16 protein-coding genes are annotated in these 19,416 nt (G+C 51.1%); 14 read left to right on the top strand and 2 right to left on the bottom strand.

The window, feature by feature from the left end; all coding sequences use genetic code 11:
* Positions 1 to 23 precede the first annotated feature (23 nt).
* From eat to ACR9Y8_RS04375, 4 genes are all read left to right on the top strand, one after another.
* Positions 24 to 1,340 (top strand): ethanolamine permease, encoded by a 1,317-nt coding sequence (gene eat / locus ACR9Y8_RS04390; RefSeq protein ID WP_481212017.1) that lies wholly within the window; start codon positions 24 to 26, stop codon positions 1,338 to 1,340.
* A gap of 3 nt (positions 1,341 to 1,343) precedes the next feature.
* Entirely contained in the window at positions 1,344 to 2,714 is a 1,371-nt protein-coding gene (locus ACR9Y8_RS04385; protein ID WP_481212016.1) for an ethanolamine ammonia-lyase subunit EutB, read from the top strand.
* Between the two features lie 119 nt (positions 2,715 to 2,833).
* Complete coding sequence (gene eutC, locus ACR9Y8_RS04380) at positions 2,834 to 3,571, top strand: ethanolamine ammonia-lyase subunit EutC (protein WP_481216212.1); 738 nt, start codon at positions 2,834 to 2,836, stop codon at positions 3,569 to 3,571.
* Positions 3,568 to 4,626: a sialidase family protein gene (locus tag ACR9Y8_RS04375; RefSeq protein WP_481212015.1), complete on the top strand. Its 1,059-nt coding sequence runs from the start codon at positions 3,568 to 3,570 to the stop codon at positions 4,624 to 4,626. The genes eutC and ACR9Y8_RS04375 overlap by 4 nt, the downstream gene beginning before the upstream one ends.
* A 159-nt stretch (positions 4,627 to 4,785) precedes the next feature.
* Here ACR9Y8_RS04375 and ACR9Y8_RS04370 read toward each other — a convergent pair whose 3' ends face one another.
* Positions 4,786 to 5,754, bottom strand: a complete 969-nt coding sequence (locus tag ACR9Y8_RS04370) for a sugar phosphate isomerase/epimerase family protein (RefSeq protein WP_481212014.1) — start codon at positions 5,752 to 5,754, stop codon at positions 4,786 to 4,788.
* A gap of 65 nt (positions 5,755 to 5,819) precedes the next feature.
* Here ACR9Y8_RS04370 and ACR9Y8_RS04365 point away from each other — a divergent pair, with 65 nt between their 5' ends.
* The 10 genes from ACR9Y8_RS04365 to ACR9Y8_RS04320 all read left to right on the top strand — a co-directional run bounded on the left by ACR9Y8_RS04365 (position 5,820) and on the right by ACR9Y8_RS04320 (position 17,652).
* On the top strand, positions 5,820 to 6,041 hold the full coding sequence (locus tag ACR9Y8_RS04365; RefSeq protein WP_481212013.1) for a hypothetical protein: 222 nt from the start codon (positions 5,820 to 5,822) through the stop codon (positions 6,039 to 6,041).
* A 67-nt stretch (positions 6,042 to 6,108) separates the two neighbouring features.
* The gene (locus tag ACR9Y8_RS04360) at positions 6,109 to 7,122 is read left to right on the top strand and encodes a zinc-binding alcohol dehydrogenase family protein (protein ID WP_481212012.1); all 1,014 of its coding nucleotides are present in this window, start codon (positions 6,109 to 6,111) and stop codon (positions 7,120 to 7,122) included.
* Positions 7,123 to 7,160: 38 nt separating this feature from the next.
* Positions 7,161 to 7,574, top strand: a complete 414-nt coding sequence (locus ACR9Y8_RS04355) for a copper resistance protein NlpE N-terminal domain-containing protein (RefSeq protein ID WP_481212011.1) — start codon at positions 7,161 to 7,163, stop codon at positions 7,572 to 7,574.
* Between the two features lie 122 nt (positions 7,575 to 7,696).
* Entirely contained in the window at positions 7,697 to 9,586 is a 1,890-nt protein-coding gene (locus tag ACR9Y8_RS04350; RefSeq protein ID WP_481212010.1) for a 7TM diverse intracellular signaling domain-containing protein, read from the top strand.
* Positions 9,587 to 9,924: 338 nt separating this feature from the next.
* Complete coding sequence (locus tag ACR9Y8_RS04345; RefSeq protein WP_481212009.1) at positions 9,925 to 12,891, top strand: SusC/RagA family TonB-linked outer membrane protein; 2,967 nt, start codon at positions 9,925 to 9,927, stop codon at positions 12,889 to 12,891.
* A gap of 11 nt (positions 12,892 to 12,902) precedes the next feature.
* Positions 12,903 to 14,363, top strand: coding sequence for a RagB/SusD family nutrient uptake outer membrane protein (locus tag ACR9Y8_RS04340; protein WP_481212008.1), 1,461 nt, complete (start codon positions 12,903 to 12,905; stop codon positions 14,361 to 14,363).
* Positions 14,364 to 14,518: 155 nt separating this feature from the next.
* On the top strand, positions 14,519 to 15,964 hold the full coding sequence (locus tag ACR9Y8_RS04335; protein ID WP_481212007.1) for a glycoside hydrolase family 30 protein: 1,446 nt from the start codon (positions 14,519 to 14,521) through the stop codon (positions 15,962 to 15,964).
* A 96-nt stretch (positions 15,965 to 16,060) separates the two neighbouring features.
* Positions 16,061 to 16,930, top strand: a complete 870-nt coding sequence (locus ACR9Y8_RS04330) for an aldose 1-epimerase family protein (RefSeq protein ID WP_481212006.1) — start codon at positions 16,061 to 16,063, stop codon at positions 16,928 to 16,930.
* Between the two features lie 94 nt (positions 16,931 to 17,024).
* Positions 17,025 to 17,375, top strand: coding sequence for a hypothetical protein (locus tag ACR9Y8_RS04325; RefSeq protein WP_481212005.1), 351 nt, complete (start codon positions 17,025 to 17,027; stop codon positions 17,373 to 17,375).
* Positions 17,376 to 17,445: 70 nt separating this feature from the next.
* Entirely contained in the window at positions 17,446 to 17,652 is a 207-nt protein-coding gene (locus ACR9Y8_RS04320; RefSeq protein ID WP_481212004.1) for a hypothetical protein, read from the top strand.
* Positions 17,653 to 17,822: 170 nt separating this feature from the next.
* Here ACR9Y8_RS04320 and ACR9Y8_RS04315 read toward each other — a convergent pair whose 3' ends face one another.
* Entirely contained in the window at positions 17,823 to 19,370 is a 1,548-nt protein-coding gene (locus tag ACR9Y8_RS04315; protein WP_481212003.1) for an alpha-N-arabinofuranosidase, read from the bottom strand.
* Positions 19,371 to 19,416 lie beyond the last annotated feature (46 nt).

Genomic DNA, 19,416 nt, shown 5'->3' with positions numbered 1-19,416 from the left:
TCAAACCTCAAACCTTATATCTCATGTCTGAACTAAAGAAAGTAATCCGGCCCATTCATCTCTGGGCAATAGCCGTAGGCCTGGTGATCTCCGGTGAATACTTTGGCTGGAACTATGGCTGGGGCGTTGCCGGCACCGTAGGCTTCCTCATTGCTACGATGCTCATCACGGTCATGTACCTTACATTTATCTTCAGCTTTACGGAACTGACCACTTCCATTCCGCATGCAGGCGGGCCCTTTGCCTATTCCTACCGTGCTTTTGGCGCGGTAGGCGGCCTCATAGCGGGATACGCCACCCTGGTAGAATTCCTGCTGGCCACACCCGCTATTGCTTTTGCGCTGGGCAGCTATATACATTTCCTGTATCCTTCTATGCCGGTGCTGTGGACAGCTATTGGTTTTTATGTGGTCCTTACCGGGATGAATATGCTGGGTATTAAGGAATCAGCGTTGTTCTCACTGGTCATCACTTTGCTGGCGGTGGGAGAGCTGCTCCTGTACATGGGTATCATCGCCCCGGCATATAAAACCGCTAATTTCCTGCACAACGCCATGCCCTATGGTTGGCAGGGCGTTTTTGCCGCACTGCCTTTCGCCATGTGGTTGTATGTATGCATAGAAGGCGTAGCGATGGTGGCCGAAGAGGTACAACAACCGGAAAAGACCATTCCCAAAGGTTATATCTCAGGGATCCTTACCTTGATGCTGCTGGCCATTGGCGTGATGGTGCTTACCGGCGGTATTACAGACTGGAAGCAGCTCTCGGCGATAGATTATCCCCTGCCTGAATCTATCGGGATTGTGTTGGGCAAACAGAACAGCCTTACGAAGATCTTTGCGGGTATTGGCCTTTTCGGCTTGCTGGCTTCCTTTAACGGTATTATCGTGGGTTACTCCAGGCAGCTCTTTGCTTTGTCGCGCAGTAAGTACCTGCCCTCCATACTCTCCACGCTGAGCACTAAGCACCAAACGCCCGATTGGGCACTGATCATAGGCGGCCTGCTGGGTATTATCGCGCTGGCCCTGGGAAGAACGGATCAGCTGGTGGTGCTGTCTGTGCTGGGCGCCGTAGTGATGTACATCATGAGCATGATCAGCCTCTTTGTGCTGCGCAAAAAAGAACCAGACCTGAAAAGGCCTTTTAAAGTGCCCTTGTATCCCTGGGTGCCCGCGATCGCCTTGCTGCTGTCAGTGCTTTCCATGGTGGCAATTGTATATTATAACGTGTTTTTAAGTGTACTGTTCTTTGCAGGACTGGCTGTTATCTTAGTGTTGTTTGTGCTCAGCGGAAAGCATAAACAACCACAGGAAGATATATCTTTATACCAGCTACAATAAACAATGGGTTACAGCTGTACCATACAGAATATCACGTACCGTTTTGACAGCCTGGGCGAGCTGCTCGCAAAGGCGTCGCCGTTCCGCTCTGGTGATGCGCTGGCAGGTCTTGCTGCCGGCAGCTATGAAGAAAGAGTAGCCGCGCAAATGGCGCTGGCCGATGTGCCGTTGACTACCTTTCTGCAGGAAGCCGTAGTGCCTTATGAAAAGGACGAAGTAACAAGGCTGATCATAGATACGCATGATGCCGCCGCCTTTTCTCCCATACGGCACATGACCGTGGGAGAGTGGCGCGACTGGCTGCTGAGCGATGACGCAGATACCCTCGCCTTACAGCAGCTGGCGCCCGGTATCACACCTGAGATGACGGCGGCAGTATCAAAGCTGATGCGCAACCAGGACCTGATCAGCGTAGCCCGTAAATGTGAAGTAGTGACCCGCTTCAGGAATACGTTGGGACTGAAAGGCCGTTTCTCTGTTCGCCTGCAGCCCAATCATACCACAGATGATCCCCGCGGCATTGCCGCCAGTATAGTAGACGGCCTGCTCTATGGCAGCGGCGATGCAGTCATCGGTATCAATCCTGCTACCGATAGTCCGGCCGCCGTTGTGACCCTGCTCAACATGCTGGACCAGTTGCGGCAGCAGTTCGACATTCCTACACAATCCTGTGTGTTGTGCCATGTTACCACCGCCCTGCAGATCATGCAGCAGGCGCCTGTAGACCTGGTGTTCCAGTCCGTTGGCGGCACGGAAAAGACCAATGCCAGCTTCGGTATTCACCTGTCTATGCTGCAGGAGGCCTATGATGCAGCTTTATCCCTGCAACGCGGTACGATCGGCAATAATGTGATGTACTTCGAAACAGGGCAGGGCAGTTCGCTCTCTGCCAATGCGCATGAAGGACTGGACCAGCAAACCTGCGAGGTAAGGTCTTATGCCGTAGCCCGCCATTTTAAGCCGCTGCTGGTGAACACCGTAGTAGGTTTCATCGGGCCGGAATATCTCTTTGATGGTAAACAGATCATCCGTGCCGCGCTGGAAGATCATTGCTGCGGCAAGCTAATGGGACTGCCTATGGGCGTGGATGTATGCTATACCAACCATGCCGAGGCCGACCAGGATGATATGGATAACCTGCTTACCCTCCTGGGTGTAGCAGGCTGCAATTATATCATGGGCGTGCCCGGAGCGGATGATATTATGCTGAACTATCAATCCACTTCCTTCCACGACGCCCTTTATCTTCGTAAAGTACTGGGCTTGCGTCCCGCGCCTGAGTTTGAGCAATGGTTGCTGAAACAGGGTATTATGGATCAAGCAGGCAACCAGTTACAGATACAGGCTTCCCATCAACTTTTAAAATTAGTCTGAGTTCTGAGGTTTGAGGTCTGAAGTTCGTTGGAAGTTTTGATGTTAAGGGCAGTTTGCCTGAACTAAACTTCTAACCTTTAACGAACCTCAGACCTCAGACCTCAAACCTCAAACCCAAAATTATGAAAGATCCCTGGCTCTCCTTACGCACTTTCACTCCCGCCCGCATTGCGCTGGGCCGTACAGGCACTTCCGTTCCGCTGGAAGAAGTGCTGCGTTTTCGACTGGCGCATGCGCATGCGCGTGATGCCGTGTATTCCCTGCCGGATATAGAAGGCCTGCAGCAACAGCTGCTTGCATTGAAAGTGCCCGTACAGGTATTGCACAGCAGCGCGGCAGACCGGCAGGAATACCTGCAGCGGCCAGATAAGGGCCGAAGGCTGGATCAGGCATCCGCTGCCACATTATCCACCCTCGAAGGCAGCGGGAATGAAGTGGCTATTGTGATAGCAGACGGGCTCTCTGCTACTGCGGTGAACCGTCATGCAGCACCCCTTTTGCAGGAGTTGCTGCCCATGATCAATGATGCCGGTATTGCGCTGGCGCCTGTTTGCATCGTACAACAGGGCAGGGTAGCGGTAGGTGATGAAGCGGGCGCACTGCTGAAAGCTAAAGCTGTGCTGGTGCTCATCGGCGAAAGGCCCGGCCTCAGTTCTCCTGATAGTCTTGGCATCTATCTTACTTTTCAACCTACAATAGGCCTGACAGACGAAGCCCGTAACTGCATCTCCAATATCCGCCCGGAAGGCTTATCCTACAAGGCGGCAGCAGAAAAAGCTTTTTATCTGCTCCGCGAATCTTTGCGCCTGCAATTATCCGGCGTACATTTGAAGGATAACGAGAAACTAATATCATGAAACGGAGACAGGGCTCAGGCTTTTCTATCATTTTCCTTTTCTTTTTTACCAGTATACAGGCGCAGCAGGTAACCCTGCAGAAGAATGAGCTGATCATGCAAAAGCCGCCTTTTGCCGCCTGTCATGCTTCCACCATTACGGCGCTGCCTGGCAAACGCCTGATGGCAGCCTGGTTTGGCGGTACCCGTGAAAGCCATCCTGATGTATGTATCTGGACATCCGTTTACGATAAAGGAAGCTGGAGCGCGCCGCAGCGTATAGCAGATGGCGTTATAAACGATACGCTGCGCTATCCCTGCTGGAACCCGGTACTGTTCAGGACCCGCGCCGGTAAATTATTCCTCTTCTATAAAGTAGGTAAAACGCCGCGCGACTGGTGGGGCATGATGATGGCATCCACCGATGATGGCCGGCATTGGAGCAGGCCGGAACGCCTGCCTGACAGCTTGCTGGGGCCCATCAAGAACAAGCCCGTTCAACTGGCCAATGGAGACGTATTATATCCATCCAGCACAGAAAGCAAGGATGAAAAAACCTGGCACATCCACCTGGAAAAGTCAGATGCCAATGGACGCAATTGGCAGTACATCCCTATCAACTGTGATACCTTCGGTGTGATCCAGCCCAGTATCCTGCAATATCCCGGCAATAAGCTGCAGCTGCTGTGCAGGAGCCGTCAGAACTATGTGATACAAACCTGGTCGGAAGATAATGGCCATAGCTGGAGCCCGCTCACTAAAACAGACCTGCCCAATCCCAATTCCGGTACGGATGCCGTTACCCTGCAAAATGGCCTGCAGATGCTTGTATACAATCCGCTGGCTGCAGGCAGGGAATGGTGGGAAGGCCGCAGTAAATTAAAAGTAGCGGTATCTGCAGATGGCCAGCACTGGAAAGATGTGTATACGCTGGAAGACCAGCCCAAAGGAGAATTCAGCTATCCGGCTATTATTCAGTCGCCGGATGGATTGATACATATTACTTACACGGCTGATCGTAAAAATATCCGTCATGTAGTGTTGCAGTCTCCATCGCCCTCATCGCAAGCACAGTAAGACACCCCGGGTCTTCATCCCCGTCATTGCGAGGAGCCCTATGGCCCCTGTGCGCGGGCGCGACGAAGCAATCTTCCAAAATATCTTCGCTCTGAATAACTAGTAAAAAACGCCCGTTCACCATGAACGGGCGTTATATCTTTAACGTAGCTATAATCTTTATTTCATCAGATTCTTCTTCACATACGCCGCACTCTTGGCAATGCTCTCAAACGGATCGATCGTGATCCTGTCCTGCTCCACAAACAAATACTTCACACCTGCTGTCGATGCATTTGCAAAGATCTCCTTGAAGTTAATACTTCCGGTACCTACTTCTGCAAACTTGATATCGTTTTCAATATCCTGGATGCGTACCGCTTCTGTATCCGGCACCGGATTTGAAGCATTTTTATCCATATCTTTCACATGCCACATCGGGAAGCGGCCGGGCGCTTTTTTAAACAGGCTGGCGGGAGAATGTCCTGCCTTTTCTGCCCAGAAGAGGTCCAGCTCAAAGAATACCAGTGAAGGATCGGTTTCATTCAGCAGGATGTCATAAGCGGTATCCTTTCCGTCAGGCAATTTCCTGAATTCCCAGAAGTGGTTGTGATAAGCCATTTTCAGGTTTGATTTCTTTGCCAGCTCGCCTGCCTTGTTGAGCTGTGCCGCTACAAATTTGTAGTCATCCACCGGTACGGGATATTTATCCCAGAGATACAAGGGTGGGATAGGCGCTACAAAATATTCCTGGCCTGCGCCTGCTGAAATGTCCAGCTGTGCTTTCAGTACGCTGTCATCCCCATTCCCTTTTGTCAGGAAGTCATTCAGCTGGTAATGCCCGCTGGGTGTTGTAAGGTTATGCTGCTTAAGTAATGCTTTAAATTCGGGAGTGCTCAGTCCCCAGAAATTAGAGTTCGCGCCCTGGTAGTTAAAAAAGGTTTCTACCTGTTGATAACCTGCCTTGGCTACTTTAGCGATAGTGCCTTTAACATCTTTGCTCAGCTCATCACGGAGGGTGTATAACTGGATGCCCAGTTTACCGGGAATTGCTTTTGGTTTTCCGCCTGCGAGTAAGTGTGTGGGTTGAATGGCCAATCCTGCAGCGACGAGTGCTGCCTGTTGAATAAAAGACCGTCTGCTTTGCATTAACGTGATTTTGATTAAATATACAAAATTCAAATTCCAAATACCAAATTCCAGGTTCCAAAACAGTGCCAGAATACCGGGCCTTATTTGTTACCGTAGCGGCAGCGCTCTTCGGCGCTAAGCTGCGGGCCACCGTGGCCACTATGGTGCCCAATTTGAAGCCTCCGGCGGGCATTGTATACAGCGCAATCGTTGTCGGAGTATTTACTATGGTAATTGCCTTATTAGCCTTATATTTCCTGGACGAAACCTTTACCAAAGACCTGGATTATGTGGAAAAGGAGTAGACGGTACTGGAATCTTATATAAATAAGTGTTATAATTACACGGAATAATCAAGCTTTAAGGAATTTGATGAAAACGCTTGTCTGCACTACACCCGGCGAATTCGCCTACGGTGAAAAAGAAAAGCCGGTATTAACACCGGGCCATGCTATTATCAGGATCAACCGCATCGGCGTATGCGGTACTGACCTCCACGCTTTTGAAGGCACACAACCTTACTTTGAGTATCCCCGTATCCTGGGCCATGAGCTGGCCGGAGAGCTGGTGGAAGCAGATAACGCGCCCGGCTTTGAAAAAGGGGAGGCGGTTACCTTCATTCCCTATTTCAATTGCGGCCACTGCATCGCCTGCCGTTCGGGCAAGCCTAATTGCTGCACCAGCCTGAAAGTATGCGGGGTACATATAGACGGCGGCATGGTAGAGTACCTGTCTGTACCATCGTATTCGCTGGTACACGGTCAGGGCCTTTCCTTCGATGAACTGGCGCTGGTAGAGCCGCTGGCTATTGGCGCGCATGGCGTTCGCCGCGCAGGCGTACAACCCGGCGAGTTTGTACTGGTAGTAGGCGCAGGGCCCATCGGATTGGGCATTATGGAATTTGCCCGCATCGCCGGTGGTAATGTGATCGCGGTGGATATCAACGAGCACCGCCTGTCCTTCTGCAAAGAACGCCTGCAGGTGGCCCATACGGTAAATGCCAAAGACAGCGATGTGATGGCGCAGCTGCAGCAGATCACCAATGGTGATATGCCCACGGTGGTAATAGATGCTACCGGCAGCCAGAAAGCGATCCTGAACGCGTTTCAATACATGGCCCATGGCGCCAGGTATGTGCTGGTAGGTTTGCAGAAGAACGAGATCAGCTTCTCCCATCCTGAATTCCATAAAAGAGAAGCCACCCTGATGAGCAGCCGTAACGCCACCCGCGAAGATTTTGAGCATGTGATCAGCTCCATGAAAAAAGGACTGGTGCAACCCGCTACCTACATCACCCATCGTGTAAGTTTCGACCAGGTAAAAGACGAATTCGGAAACTGGCTGAACCCTGCCAACGGGGTCATTAAAGCGATGATAAGGCTTTGATGATCAGTAATTCAGTAGCTTTGTGGAAAGTGTAGTATATGAAGTGGCTTCCAGCTCTTGGCTGTTGTTTATTCCTATGGGCATGTAACGCAAAGCAATGTAGAAAGCAGCACACCCCGCCGCCCGGCGTGGATACTTTGATACTGGCAGAACAATGGCAGGGCAATGTGCACGCTGTTACCTGCGACAACATAGAAGTAAGGCTCAGCTTAGCACATAAGGAAGGATCTGATACCGGTTCCTATCAGCTGATGCAGCGCTGCAAGGATAATAACAACACTTTTAACGACGAAGGCATATGGATCGTTCACCGGGCCAAAGACACCATTTATACTTTAATTAAAGAGAAGGGCGAAGGAAGCAGTTACTATAAAGTAAAGGGAAACCGCCTGTATGAGCTGGATGCCGATAAGAAGGAAGTAAACACTTATTATCTGCGGAAGGTAGAATAGTTGACAGTTGTCAGTTGACAGTTGTCAGTTGTAAGTTGTCAGTTGTAAGTTGTGATATGGCAGTAATTGCGATCACTGTCAACTGACAACTGTCAACTGCCAACTTTTAACTAAATTTGATTATGGGGGCCAGGATTCTACTACTTTTCCTGTCGGTCATTGCGGGATTCCACGTATCTGCACAACTACCGGTAACTATCTCTGACGAGGTGGACCAGCACATCTTTACTTATGGCGAAATAGAATACCTGGAAGACCCTGGCGGAAAGCTCACCATTGAAGCAATACAAAGCCCTGCTGCCAATCGCCTCTTCCAGCCCAGCTTCCAGAGCACGCCGCAGAATCACCGCCTGGGTGTGGTGTACTGGTACCGCATAAAGATCAGGCACGATCCTGCCGTAAAGAAACATTTCATTCTCGAATACTTTGACCAGACCATAGACGAGATCACCGCCTATATGCCCGATGGCAGCGGCCATTACCAGGCGCGTCAGATGGGCGACCGCTTTCATTTCGGCCAGCGGCTGTTCCAACACAAGAACTTTGAGCTGGAGCTGGACAAGCGCCAGGCCGGTGAACAGCTGTATTATTTCAGGATCCGCTCGGCGCAGATCGCAGATGTGATCATTGTACTGCGCTCCGTGAATAAATTCATTGGCTATGCGCTCAACGAATACTTCTCTTTCGGGATCTTCTATGGCATGATCCTCATCTTCAGCTTTTATAATCTCATTATGTTCCTGGCAGTGCGGCAGGTGCAGTACCTCTACTATGTGCTGTATAACCTGAGCGTGGCCTTGTATGAAGCCTGTACAGACGGTATCGCCTACCAGTACCTCTGGCCGGGCGCACCAGTCTGGAACCAGTACGCCTTTGCAGTGCCGCTCTGCCTGATGAGCATCTTTGCATTGCTCTTTACCCGCAAGCTGCTGTACGTACGATCCCGCGCGCCCATACTGGATAAGGTGATCCTGGGTATCATTGCAGCGAGAGTAGCGTTTTTTGTGGCGGCTTTGCTGTTCAACCGCTCCTGGTTTAACTATAAGTTCATTGAGATGATCCCCCTGGCCGTAGCGTTCTATACGGGCATCTATATCTGGTTGCGGGGATACCGGCCTGCCCGCTTCTTTGTGCTGGCCTACAGTTTTCTCTTCCTGGGCTTTATGCTGAAGTTTTTTATCATGCTGGGGTACGACTGGCTGAACTTCGGGGTAGTGAGCTACTACAGCCTTAGCTTCTGCTTTATCCTGGAGATGTTCTTCCTGTCCTTCGCTATCGGCGATAAGGTACGGCTGCTAAAGCGAAAGAAGGACAAAGCCCAGCGCCAGATCATCCGCCAGATGAGCGAGAACGCCCGCCTCAAAGATGTGCTGAACCGCGAGCTGGAAAGCCAGGTAAAAGAGCGCACCCGCGAGCTATCTGAAAAGTCGGCACTCATCGCGCAGCAAAATGAAGAACTGCAGGAAGCCAATCTCCTGTTGCAGGCCCAGGCAGAAGAGATTTCCCGCATGAACGCCTTACTGGAACAAGACAACCGCCAGCTGCAGACCAATGTGGAGAAAGTATCCCGCGCCCGTGTGCTGTCTGCCCCCGTAGATTTTGAAGAGTTCAGCAGGATCTACCCCGACAAGGAAAGCTGCTTCCGCTTCCTGTCCGACCTGAAATGGAGCCAGGGCTATCACTGCCGTAAATGCGGGCATGATCATTATTTCCATGGCCACCTCTTATACAGCCGCCGCTGCGCCAAGTGTGGTTATGAGGAGTCCGTAACGGCCAATACCATTTTACAGAATACCCGCATAGACATCAACAAAGCTTTCTACATGATCTTCCTGGTGTATTCCACCAAAGGAAAAATATCCTCCCATAAACTCTCTGAGATCCTCAATATCCGGCAAAGTACCTGCTGGTCCTACAGCAGCCGGATCAAAAAAGTAATGGAAGACCGGAAGAGATCCCTCCAGCAATCAGATGAAAAAGGCTGGAGCAAACTCGTCATGGACTATGATTAAACCGGTATTTCGCATTCACTTATGACTTACGACTGACCACTAACGACTTTTTTAACAGGGTAACCATCCGTATCAGATTTCACCCGCAGCATGCCCCTGGCGCCTCCTCATACCCTTGATTATCAGGCGTGACAACCTGCTATTCCCTACGGTACTGAAGCGTATCAAATCGATTGCAAGTATTTAGTTATCAACAAGTTACGGAAAATATTTTTTGTTGAACGCAGCTTTTTGAAATAACTTTACAGTATTCGTTATTCTTCCACGTCATCCATGTTATGAGTAAAAACCAAAACGGATCATAAGCATTTTATCCTATCACCATTTATGCAATTTATATGCAAAAGAAGGCTACACTTTTAATGGCCGTTCTGCTCTTGCTGGTGGGTTTTACCAGGGCGCAGGACGTTTCAGTCAGTGGTTCAGTTAAAGGCACTATTAAAGACAACCAGGGCACTCCTTTGCCCGGGGTTTCGGTAGTGGTCAAGAACACTACCCGGGGAACCACCACTAAGCCGGATGGTACTTTCTCCATCCAGGCTGCTAAGCAGGACGTACTGGTATTTTCTTTCCTGGGGTACGCTACCCAGGAAACACAGGTTGGCGACCGTGACGTTATTGACCTGGTCATGCAGGACGAGAACAGGCAATTGAGTGAAGTAGTGGTAATTGGTTACGGTACCCAGCGCAAGAAAGATATTACCGGGGCGGTATCGGTAGTAGGAGAGAAGGAATTTGAATCCCGTCCCAACACGCAGCTAGGAGCGGTGCTGCAAGGCAAGGCGCCCGGTGTACAGGTACTGGCGCCCTCCGGTAAACCATCTGCAGGCTTCAGCATCCGTATCAGGGGTACCAGCTCCATTAAGGCCAGCAGCGATCCCCTGTATGTAATAGACGGCGTGCCCACCACCGATACCCGTTCCGTAAACCCGGCAGATATTGAGAGCATCTCCGTATTGAAAGACGCTTCTTCCGCCGCTATATATGGGGCCTCCGGCGCCAACGGCGTAGTGCTGATCACTACCCGCAAAGGCAAGACCGGTCCGCCCAGGTTCGAGTTCAATGCCTACGGAGGTTATCAGTCCGTATGGAAAAGACTGGACGTGCTGAATGGCACCCAGTACCGCGAACTGATGACCGAAATGGGCAACATCACCGATTGGAACAAGTATAACAAGAACACCAACTGGCAGGACGAGATCTTCCGGAAAGGCACTTCCCAGAACTACCAGATCTCCGTTTCCGGTAAGAACGATAAAACCACCTATTACCTTTCCGGCGGCTGGGTACAACAGAACGGCGCGGTGCGCGCTGCCACCATGGATCGCTTCAATTTCAAGGTGAACCTGGAACAGCAGATCAACAACTGGCTGACCATGGGAACCAATGTAGCGTATAGCCGCTGGCATGATGTAGATATAACGGATAATATTGGTGTAGACAGGGGCGGTGTGCTCCTGGGTGCGCTGGCCACACCGCCGGTGATCGGTATTTATAACGAGAACGGCACTTTTACCAGCAATCCCTTCCAGGACTGGGAGAACCCGGTAGCCAGCACAGACGGCGCCGAGGTGGGTAATAAGCAACAGCGCCTGCTGGGTAATATTTATGGTGAGATACAGCTGCTGCCCGACCTGAAGTTCAGGAGCAATTTCGGTATCGATTATAACAACTCGGTGTACGATTACTTCGTGGATCCCTTCCGTACCAGCTACGGTCGGGCGAGAGGAGGTATCGGCCGGAACAATACCGATTTGATCAACTACTGGATTGCAGAAAATACACTGTCTTACAATAAGGTGTTCGGCAAGCATACGGTAGGCGCCATGGCGGGTGTAGTAGCCCAGAGCACCAAATGGGAAAGCTCAAAGATCGAGAAGACGGGCTTTTCCAGCAACGGTATCCCTACTACCAATGCAGGTTCTACTTTCCAGGTGGCAGAGAACACCAAGTCTGAAAAGAAGAACGCGTCTTTCCTCGCCAGGGTGAATTACAGTTATGAAGATAAATACCTGCTGACGGCTAACATGCGTGCAGACGCTTCTTCTGTGTTCGGGCCGCAGAACCGTTGGGGCTACTTCCCCTCCGCATCTGTTGGCTGGCGTATTTCGCAGGAGCCTTTCATGAAAGACATGACGGTTATTAATGACCTGAAGCTGCGTGCAGGATGGGGCAAGGTAGGGAACGATCAGCTGGGCACCAGCCGCTATCCCTGGTTAGGCCTGGTAGGGCCTGGCAGCAATTATCCCATTGGAGGGATCGTAATGCCGGGAACTACTCCTTCCTCCTTTGAGAACAGGGAGCTGAAATGGGAAGCCACTACCCAGTACAACGTAGGTTTGGATGTTACCCTGCTGGATTCCCGTTTGACCGTGAGCATAGACGCCTACCAGAAAAACACTTCCGACCTGCTGCTGGATGTGCCTGTTCCCAAATCCACCGGCTTTGACATCTCCACCCAGAACGTTGGTAAGGTGCGTAACAAAGGCCTGGAATTCCTGGTAAGCTCCCGCAACCTGACAGGAGATTTTGAATGGTCAACAGACCTGAACGTATCCATCAACCGTAACAAGGTAATAGACATTCAGCAACAGGATATCTTCAGCGCCGAAGTAGCTACCCGTGGTAACATCAGCCTTACGAGGGAAGGAGAGCCGCTGGGCGTATTCTATGGCTACAGGGCTGCAGGCGTTGATCCGCAAACGGGTAACCTCTGGTACCTCACCAGTAAAGGAGAGAAAACCTTTGAGCCTGCGGCTGAAGACCGCGTGATCATCGGGGATCCCAATCCTGATTTTCTCTATGGTATCACCAACAATTTCAGCTATAAGAATATCCGCTTAAGCGTGTTCCTCCAGGGCTCACAGGGTAACGACATGTTCAACGCATCCCGCATAGAAACAGAATCTATGATGGACCCGCGCAACCAGACCACCGTAGTGCTCAACCGCTGGAAAACACCCGGCCAGGTCACCGATATACCTAAGGCAACGCCCAACAGCTCGCAGAATTCATTGATCTCTACCCGTTATGTGGAGAACGGCTCTTATATGCGTGTTAAATCAGCTACGCTCAGCTATGATCTTCCGGCCACTGTGCTGAACAGGATCAGGCTGAAAGGCCTGCGGCTGTATGTAACCGGGGAGAACCTCTTCACCATTACCGATTACAAGGGTTTTGACCCCGAGGTGAACTACCAGGGCAATACCGGTAATGCCGGCGATGCCAACATATCACAGGGTATCGACTTCGGTACATATCCGCAAACACGCAACCTGATCTTTGGGCTTAATGTTACCTTCTAATGCTTACTACCATGCAAACAAAATATCTTTTAATATGCACACTGGCATTGGGCCTCAGCTCCTGCAGCAAGTTTGTGGACGTTGAGCCTATCTCTGATGCCACCACGGAAAACGCCTACAGAACGGCAGCTGATGCAGAAGCCGCACTGATAGGCGCATACGATGCGTTTCACCAGGAATACTACATCTGGGATAATATCAATTTCAGTGATGTATTGTCTGATAACTATTACGCCGGGGGCGATAACCCCGAGCTCTTTGCAGTAGACCTGCTAAACATCACTCCCGTGAACAGCCGCCTGTTCAACAACTGGAGCCAGTTGTACAGCGGCATCGCAAGGACGAATATCATCCTGTCTAAAGTGCCCGCTATGGACGATCCCCAGCTGGCTGCCCGTAAAGAGCAGATCCTGGGAGAGGCCGCTTTCCTGCGCGCTTATCACTACTTCCAGCTGGTGAAGCTGTGGGGCGGTGTGCCGCTGGTACTGGAACCTGCTACTTCTGCTGATCCTGCACAGACCAACAAGCCGCGTGCAAGCGAAGCAGAAGTGTATGCACAGATCATCAAAGACCTGGAATTTACACTGAGCCGCCTGCCCGATACTTACTCCGGCGATGCCAGCGTGAACAAGGCCCGCGCTACCAAAGGCGCGGTGAACGCCCTGCTCGCAAAGGTGTACGCGCAGAAACCTGACCGCGACTACACCAAGGTGCTGGAATACTGCAATGCCGTGATCACCAGTCCGGCCGGCTATCATCTCATCAATTTCAATTTCCTGTTTGACGGCGGGCATTACAACAATGAGGAGTCTATCATGGAGGTACAGTTCACCGGTAGTGCAGAAGCCAATTGGGGCCCGCAGCTGGTATTGCCGCCTTCCGTTTCCGGTGATTCCTGGAGGAAATTTATTACTCCTTCCAAAGACCTGGTAAAAGCCTTTGATTCCGAGAATGATCAGATCCGCAAGAACGCCAGTATCCTTTTCGAGAATGTTACCTGGACAGATGAGTACTGGGCAATAGGCGGCGGTAGTGTACCCTTTGCGTATAAATGGAAGAGCGCCAACGGTTGGGCCAGCACCAACCGCCAGTATATTCTTCGCCTGGGAGACATCATCCTGCTGAAAGCCGAAGCCCTCAATGAGCTGGGCCGCCTTGGAGAAGCAGCAGTAGAATTGAACAATATCCGTCAGCGTGTAACCTTGCCCGCTACAACGGCTACTACCAAAGAAGCCATGCAGCGCGCCATTGAAAAGGAACGCCGCCTGGAACTGGCGCAGGAAGGCCATCGCTGGGATGATCTTCGCCGCTATGGCCGTGTAGAGACCGTGATGAATGCCCTGCAGGAGATAGACCTGCGTACCGGCCAGCGCGTGAACTATAACATGACAAAAACCAAAGAGCTCCTGCCCATTCCTCAGCAGGAACGCGACAGGAATAAACAGCTGGACCAGAATCCAGGCTATAACTAACAGGTTACGGATATGAGTTTGAGGTTTGAAGTCTGAGGTCTGAGGTTGGTTAAAGGTTTGAAGTTCAGAACAGCTTTGCCAGCCAAAGATATTTGTCGTGCACCTCAGACATCAAACGAACCTCAGACCTCAGACTTCAAACCTCAAACCTTTTTATGAAACACACTGTTCTATTGCTAACGGCAGCCCTTTTCGTGACCAGCTGTGCGAAAGGCCGTTATAAGGAATCGGGTACCCCTTCCGGCGATTCTGCCAGGGTAGTAGGAAAGGCGCAGATCTGGATCACCAATGGCACGCAATCAAAGCTGCTGCAAAAGGGTAATGATATAGACATAAAAACAGGCGTCGCCCCTGGCGCTACCCTGATACAGATCGATGCTGCAAAACCGCTGCAGGAAATAGAAGGATTTGGCGCTGCGCTTACCGGTTCCTCCGCCTACCTCATTCACCGGCAGCTGAACAGTACGCAGCGCAGTCAGCTGCTAAAGGAGCTCTTTGACCCCGAACAGGGCATCGGCATCAGCTATCTCCGCCTCACCATGGGCGCTTCGGACTTCTCCCTGGATGATTTTACCTATGACGATGTGCCCGCAGGGCAGACGGACCCAGGCTTAACGAAGTTCTCTATCGCAAAAGACAAAGAGGACATTGTGCCGGTATTACACGCCATCAAAGCCATTGCCCCCCATCTGAAGATCATGAGCAGTCCCTGGAGCGCGCCTGCATGGATGAAGGACAAGGGGAAACTGGCCGGCGGCAGGCTCAAGCCCGAGTGGTATGGCGCTTATGCTGCTTACTTCGTGAAATATGTCCAGGCTTACCAGCAGGAAGGCATTCGCATCGACGCCGTTACCCCGCAGAACGAACCGCTGTACGAAGCGGCCTATCCCTCCATGCGCATGGAGGCCGGAGAGCAGGCTGCCTTTATCAGGGATCACCTGGGACCTGCTTTCAAGCAGCATCAGCTCAATACGGATATTATCATCTATGATCATAACTGGGATGTGCCGCAGTATCCTATCACTATCCTGAACGATACGGCTGCCCGGCAATATGTGAGCGGCTCTGCCTTTCATGCCTATGCAGGACAGGTAACGGCCATGACGCAGGTGCATGCGCAGCATCCGGACAAAGGCCTTTATTTTACGGAAGTATCCGGCGGCGCCTGGGCCCAGCAGTTCGGGGACAACCTGAAATGGAACATCAGCAATGTATTCATTGGCAGTGTGAACAACTGGTCAAAAAGTGCGCTGCTCTGGAACCTGGCCCTGGATAATGACCACGGTCCGCAGAACGGCGGCTGTAAAGACTGCAGGGGAGTGGTCACCATTGGCAGCGACGGCGCCATTACCCGTAATGTAGAGTATTACGCGATCGGTCATATGTCTAAGTTTGTACGGCCCGGCGCTTTTCGTATATCGCTGAGCGGTAGCGGCGCCAATGACCTGGACTGTGCGGCTTTCCTGAACAGCGACGGTACCCGGGTACTGGTAGTGCTGAACAAGGACAACGATGCCCGCAGCTTTACGGTAACAGAAGGAGACCGGCAATATCAATATTCACTGGAAGGGAACGCGGTGGCTACCATCGTATGGAAGTAATGGAATGCTAATGCCGAACGAAAAACGCAGTAGGCATTAAGCGTTTGGCGTTTGGCGTTCAGCGTATTATTTTTGCAACTACACAATCAGGATCGTATGTTGCAATTATCGAATGAACGTTTGAGCATCACCATCGCTGAGAAAGGCGCGGAGCTGCAAAGCATTACCCGTAAGGACCTTCAGCTGGAATACCTTTGGAGCGGCGACGCGGCCTTCTGGGGAAAGAAAAGCCCGGTACTGTTCCCCGTGGTGGGCGGTTTGAAGAATAACAGCTACACTTATCATGGAACGGCTTACACGTTGGGCAGGCATGGTTTTGCCAGGGATATGGTATTTACCGTGGCAGAACAAACGGCCGGCAGCATTCGTTTCCTGCTTACCGACAGCGCCGATACACACAAAGTATACCCTTTCCCCTTTCATTTTGAAGTGGTATATACGCTGGATGATAACCGGCTGACGGTTAGCTATCGCGTGCGTAATACGGGTAATGAGGATATGTTCTTTTCAGTAGGCGGTCATCCGGCCTTCCGGGTTCCCCTGGCGGCAGGCACCGGCTATGAGGACTATTACCTGCAGTTTAACCGGGAGGAAACCGCCGGTAAATGGCCATTATCCCCAGAAGGCTTGATTGAACGCAGCACACAGCCCCTGTTGGATCATACGCAACGCCTGCCCTTAAAAAAGACGCTGTTTTATGCCGATGCCCTGGTGCTGAAACACCTGGCATCTGATGCCGTGACCCTGAAAAGCGATGTGACCCCGCATGGGCTGGAATTTCATTTCAAAGGGTTTCCTTATCTCGGCATCTGGGCTGCAAAAGATGCAGATTTTGTATGTATAGAGCCCTGGTGTGGTATCGCAGATCATGTAGACGCCAGCGGACAGCTGCAGGAAAAGGAAGGGATCAATCAGTTGCAGCCTGGGGGACTGTTTGAAAGAAGCTGGCAGGTGGTGCTGTTCTAGCTTGTGTTAAGCTGTGTTAAGGTATGTTATGGTGTGTTATGGGTTTCATTTTAAGAGGAGGCTTTTAATTAATTTTAAGTAAAACCTCCGCTATATGAAGAACAAGAACAACCTATTTCTGCTGTGCTGCATGCTGGCATTTATCACTATCATTCTCTTATCTTTCAAACCAAATTCAACGCCCGTTAAATGGCAATACTGCACCGTTACAGTAACCGGTGCATTTGGAGCGAAGATCAGGATCGTTGTAGACAATGGCCAGGAGAAGGGCACTAAAGCGTCGAAAGAAAACATGGTAAAAGATTCGGCCGGTAATGTGATGAACTTTAATTCCCCGATAGATGCGATGAACTACATGGGCCGGGACGGATGGGAATGTGTAACTGCATACAATCCCGGCACCGTTGCATTTGTGCAGTTCCTGATGCGAAAACCGGTTGAGTAAATAGGTGGCATTATTTTGGCGGCATTCGAAAGTGTGGAAACATCATTCTTAACCGCTAAAATGTAAAGTTATGCCAGTAAGAGACAGGTCTATAGGCAATAAAGGTCTGGAACAGGGAGGACCTAATATGGGTAACGACTACAGCAGGGACCTGAGCCGTAAAGCAAAAGGAGTAGATACCTCCGACATTGTCGTTAAGAATAAGAAAAAGACAACTCCCCGTTCGCAGCAAACGCCTGCAGCAAAAAAAACTTCCAGGCAGGGCAAGGGTAAATAAGCCCGGTCTTGCATAATAAGGGAGAGAGCGTATCACACGCCCTCTCCCTTGCTATTTCAGGACCAGACAATTCCCGGATAAAGTAACGATATAGTTACGTTAAAGTCATGAATGCGATAAAATATTGGGGAAGCTTAGGAAAGGCGGATGAACGCCTGGCGGCAAAATAACTAATTCTTCAGCTCCAGCACTACTACAGAATGCGGGGGTAGGCTTACGCTCAGGTTGTTTCCATTTTTCTTTGCCCCGTTGAATTTCGCGATCTGCACGGTATTGGGTGCTTCGAAAGTATTGATATCAGTTACCTTGGCGGAGCTGAGCACCTGGCCCTCTACGCTTTTCCAGGGCAGGTTGCTGATCATGGCAGATACATTCACTGTTTTGGCAGCGTCCAGGTTCACCAGTGATACATGGATCACGTTGTTGGAATCTACGGAGGCCGATGCGTTCACCGCGGGGATCTGCTCATTGCCTACGGAGTAAGATGGGCTGTTCAGCAGTATGGGCAGGAATTTCGCATCCTGGTGTACTTTAAACAGGTCAAAAACATGGTAGGTAGGTGTTAGCAGCATTTTCTCCTTCTGGGTAAGTATAAGCGACTGCAGCACGTTTACGGTCTGGGCCAGGTTGGCCAGGCGTACACGGTCGCAGTGGTTGTTAAAGATGTTCAGGGTGGTGGCGGCTACCAATGCATCGCGCAGGCTGTTCTGCTGGTAGAGGAAGCCCGGGTTGGTGCCTGGTTCCACATTGGTCCAGATTCCCCATTCATCTACGGCCAGCGCCACTTTCTTCTCCGGGTCGTAATGGTCCATAATCGCGCTGTGGCGGCTTACCAGTTCTTCCATATGCAGGCAATGCTTCATGGTAGTGAAGTATTCCTGTTCCGTAAATGAAGTAGCAGAGCCTTTGTCGTGCCAGGTATTGGGCACGGTATAGTAATGCAGTGAAAGGCCCCACATCTGGTTGAGGGGGATGTTCTTCATGGCGGTCTCCGTCCACTTGTAGTCGTCTGAGTTAGCGCCGCAGGCGATCTTTTTCAGGGGAGCGCCCGGGTAGTTCCTGGCATAGGTGGCGTAACGCCTGAATTGGTCTGAATAAAACTCGGCTGTCATACTGCCGCCGCATCCCCAGCTTTCGTTGCCCACTCCCCAGAAGTGCACGTTCCAGGGTTCCTGGCGGCCGTTCTCCTTCCTTATTTTAGACATGGGGCTTTCGCCGTTGAAGTTCAGGTATTCGATCCATTTGGACATTTCCTCTACGGTGCCGCTGCCCACATTGGCACTGATATAAGGCTCGCAGTTCAGCAGGCTGCAGAGCTCCAGGAATTCGTGTGTACCGAAGCTGTTATCTTCGGTCACTCCGCCCCAGTTGGTGTTCACCATTTTAGGGCGTTGTTCGCGGGGCCCGATGCCGTCGCGCCAGTGATATTCGTCGGCAAAGCAGCCGCCGGGCCAGCGCAGGTTGGGAATCTTTACTTTGCGTAAAGCTTCCACCACGTCAAGACGGATACGGCCTTTTTTCTGTACGGGGAGCTTTTCATCCACCCAGAAACCGTCGTATATACACCTGCCAAGGTGTTCGGAAAAGTGTCCGTAAATGTGCCGGCTGATGGTGAGCCCGGAATTGTTTTGCTGGATAGTAAGCGTAGCATCGCTGCTTTGCCCTGTCGCGTACAGGGTAGCAGACAGGAGGCCGATAGCGCAAATTAATTTCTTCATTATAACGTGAATTATGGTCCTAAGGTAGGGGTATTTTATATAAATG

It is taken from the genome of Chitinophaga sp. SVR4-12A, from assembly GCF_056754765.1.
This window is presented reverse-complemented; position numbering and strand designations above follow the sequence as displayed.

Excerpts from the sequence above, each read along its gene's own strand:
- eat (WP_481212017.1), top strand. The coding sequence starts at position 24 with ATGTCTGAACTAAAGAAAGTAATCCGGCCCATTCATCTCTGGGCAATA.
- ACR9Y8_RS04385 (WP_481212016.1), top strand. The coding sequence starts at position 1,344 with ATGGGTTACAGCTGTACCATACAGAATATCACGTACCGTTTTGACAGC.
- ACR9Y8_RS04375 (WP_481212015.1), top strand. The coding sequence starts at position 3,568 with ATGAAACGGAGACAGGGCTCAGGCTTTTCTATCATTTTCCTTTTCTTT.
- ACR9Y8_RS04370 (WP_481212014.1), bottom strand. The coding sequence starts at position 5,754 with ATGCAAAGCAGACGGTCTTTTATTCAACAGGCAGCACTCGTCGCTGCA.
- ACR9Y8_RS04360 (WP_481212012.1), top strand. The coding sequence starts at position 6,109 with ATGAAAACGCTTGTCTGCACTACACCCGGCGAATTCGCCTACGGTGAA.
- ACR9Y8_RS04355 (WP_481212011.1), top strand. The coding sequence starts at position 7,161 with ATGAAGTGGCTTCCAGCTCTTGGCTGTTGTTTATTCCTATGGGCATGT.
- ACR9Y8_RS04350 (WP_481212010.1), top strand. The coding sequence starts at position 7,697 with ATGGGGGCCAGGATTCTACTACTTTTCCTGTCGGTCATTGCGGGATTC.
- ACR9Y8_RS04345 (WP_481212009.1), top strand. The coding sequence starts at position 9,925 with ATGCAAAAGAAGGCTACACTTTTAATGGCCGTTCTGCTCTTGCTGGTG.
- ACR9Y8_RS04340 (WP_481212008.1), top strand. The coding sequence starts at position 12,903 with ATGCAAACAAAATATCTTTTAATATGCACACTGGCATTGGGCCTCAGC.
- ACR9Y8_RS04335 (WP_481212007.1), top strand. The coding sequence starts at position 14,519 with ATGAAACACACTGTTCTATTGCTAACGGCAGCCCTTTTCGTGACCAGC.
- ACR9Y8_RS04330 (WP_481212006.1), top strand. The coding sequence starts at position 16,061 with ATGTTGCAATTATCGAATGAACGTTTGAGCATCACCATCGCTGAGAAA.
- ACR9Y8_RS04325 (WP_481212005.1), top strand. The coding sequence starts at position 17,025 with ATGAAGAACAAGAACAACCTATTTCTGCTGTGCTGCATGCTGGCATTT.
- ACR9Y8_RS04320 (WP_481212004.1), top strand. The coding sequence starts at position 17,446 with ATGCCAGTAAGAGACAGGTCTATAGGCAATAAAGGTCTGGAACAGGGA.
- ACR9Y8_RS04315 (WP_481212003.1), bottom strand. The coding sequence starts at position 19,370 with ATGAAGAAATTAATTTGCGCTATCGGCCTCCTGTCTGCTACCCTGTAC.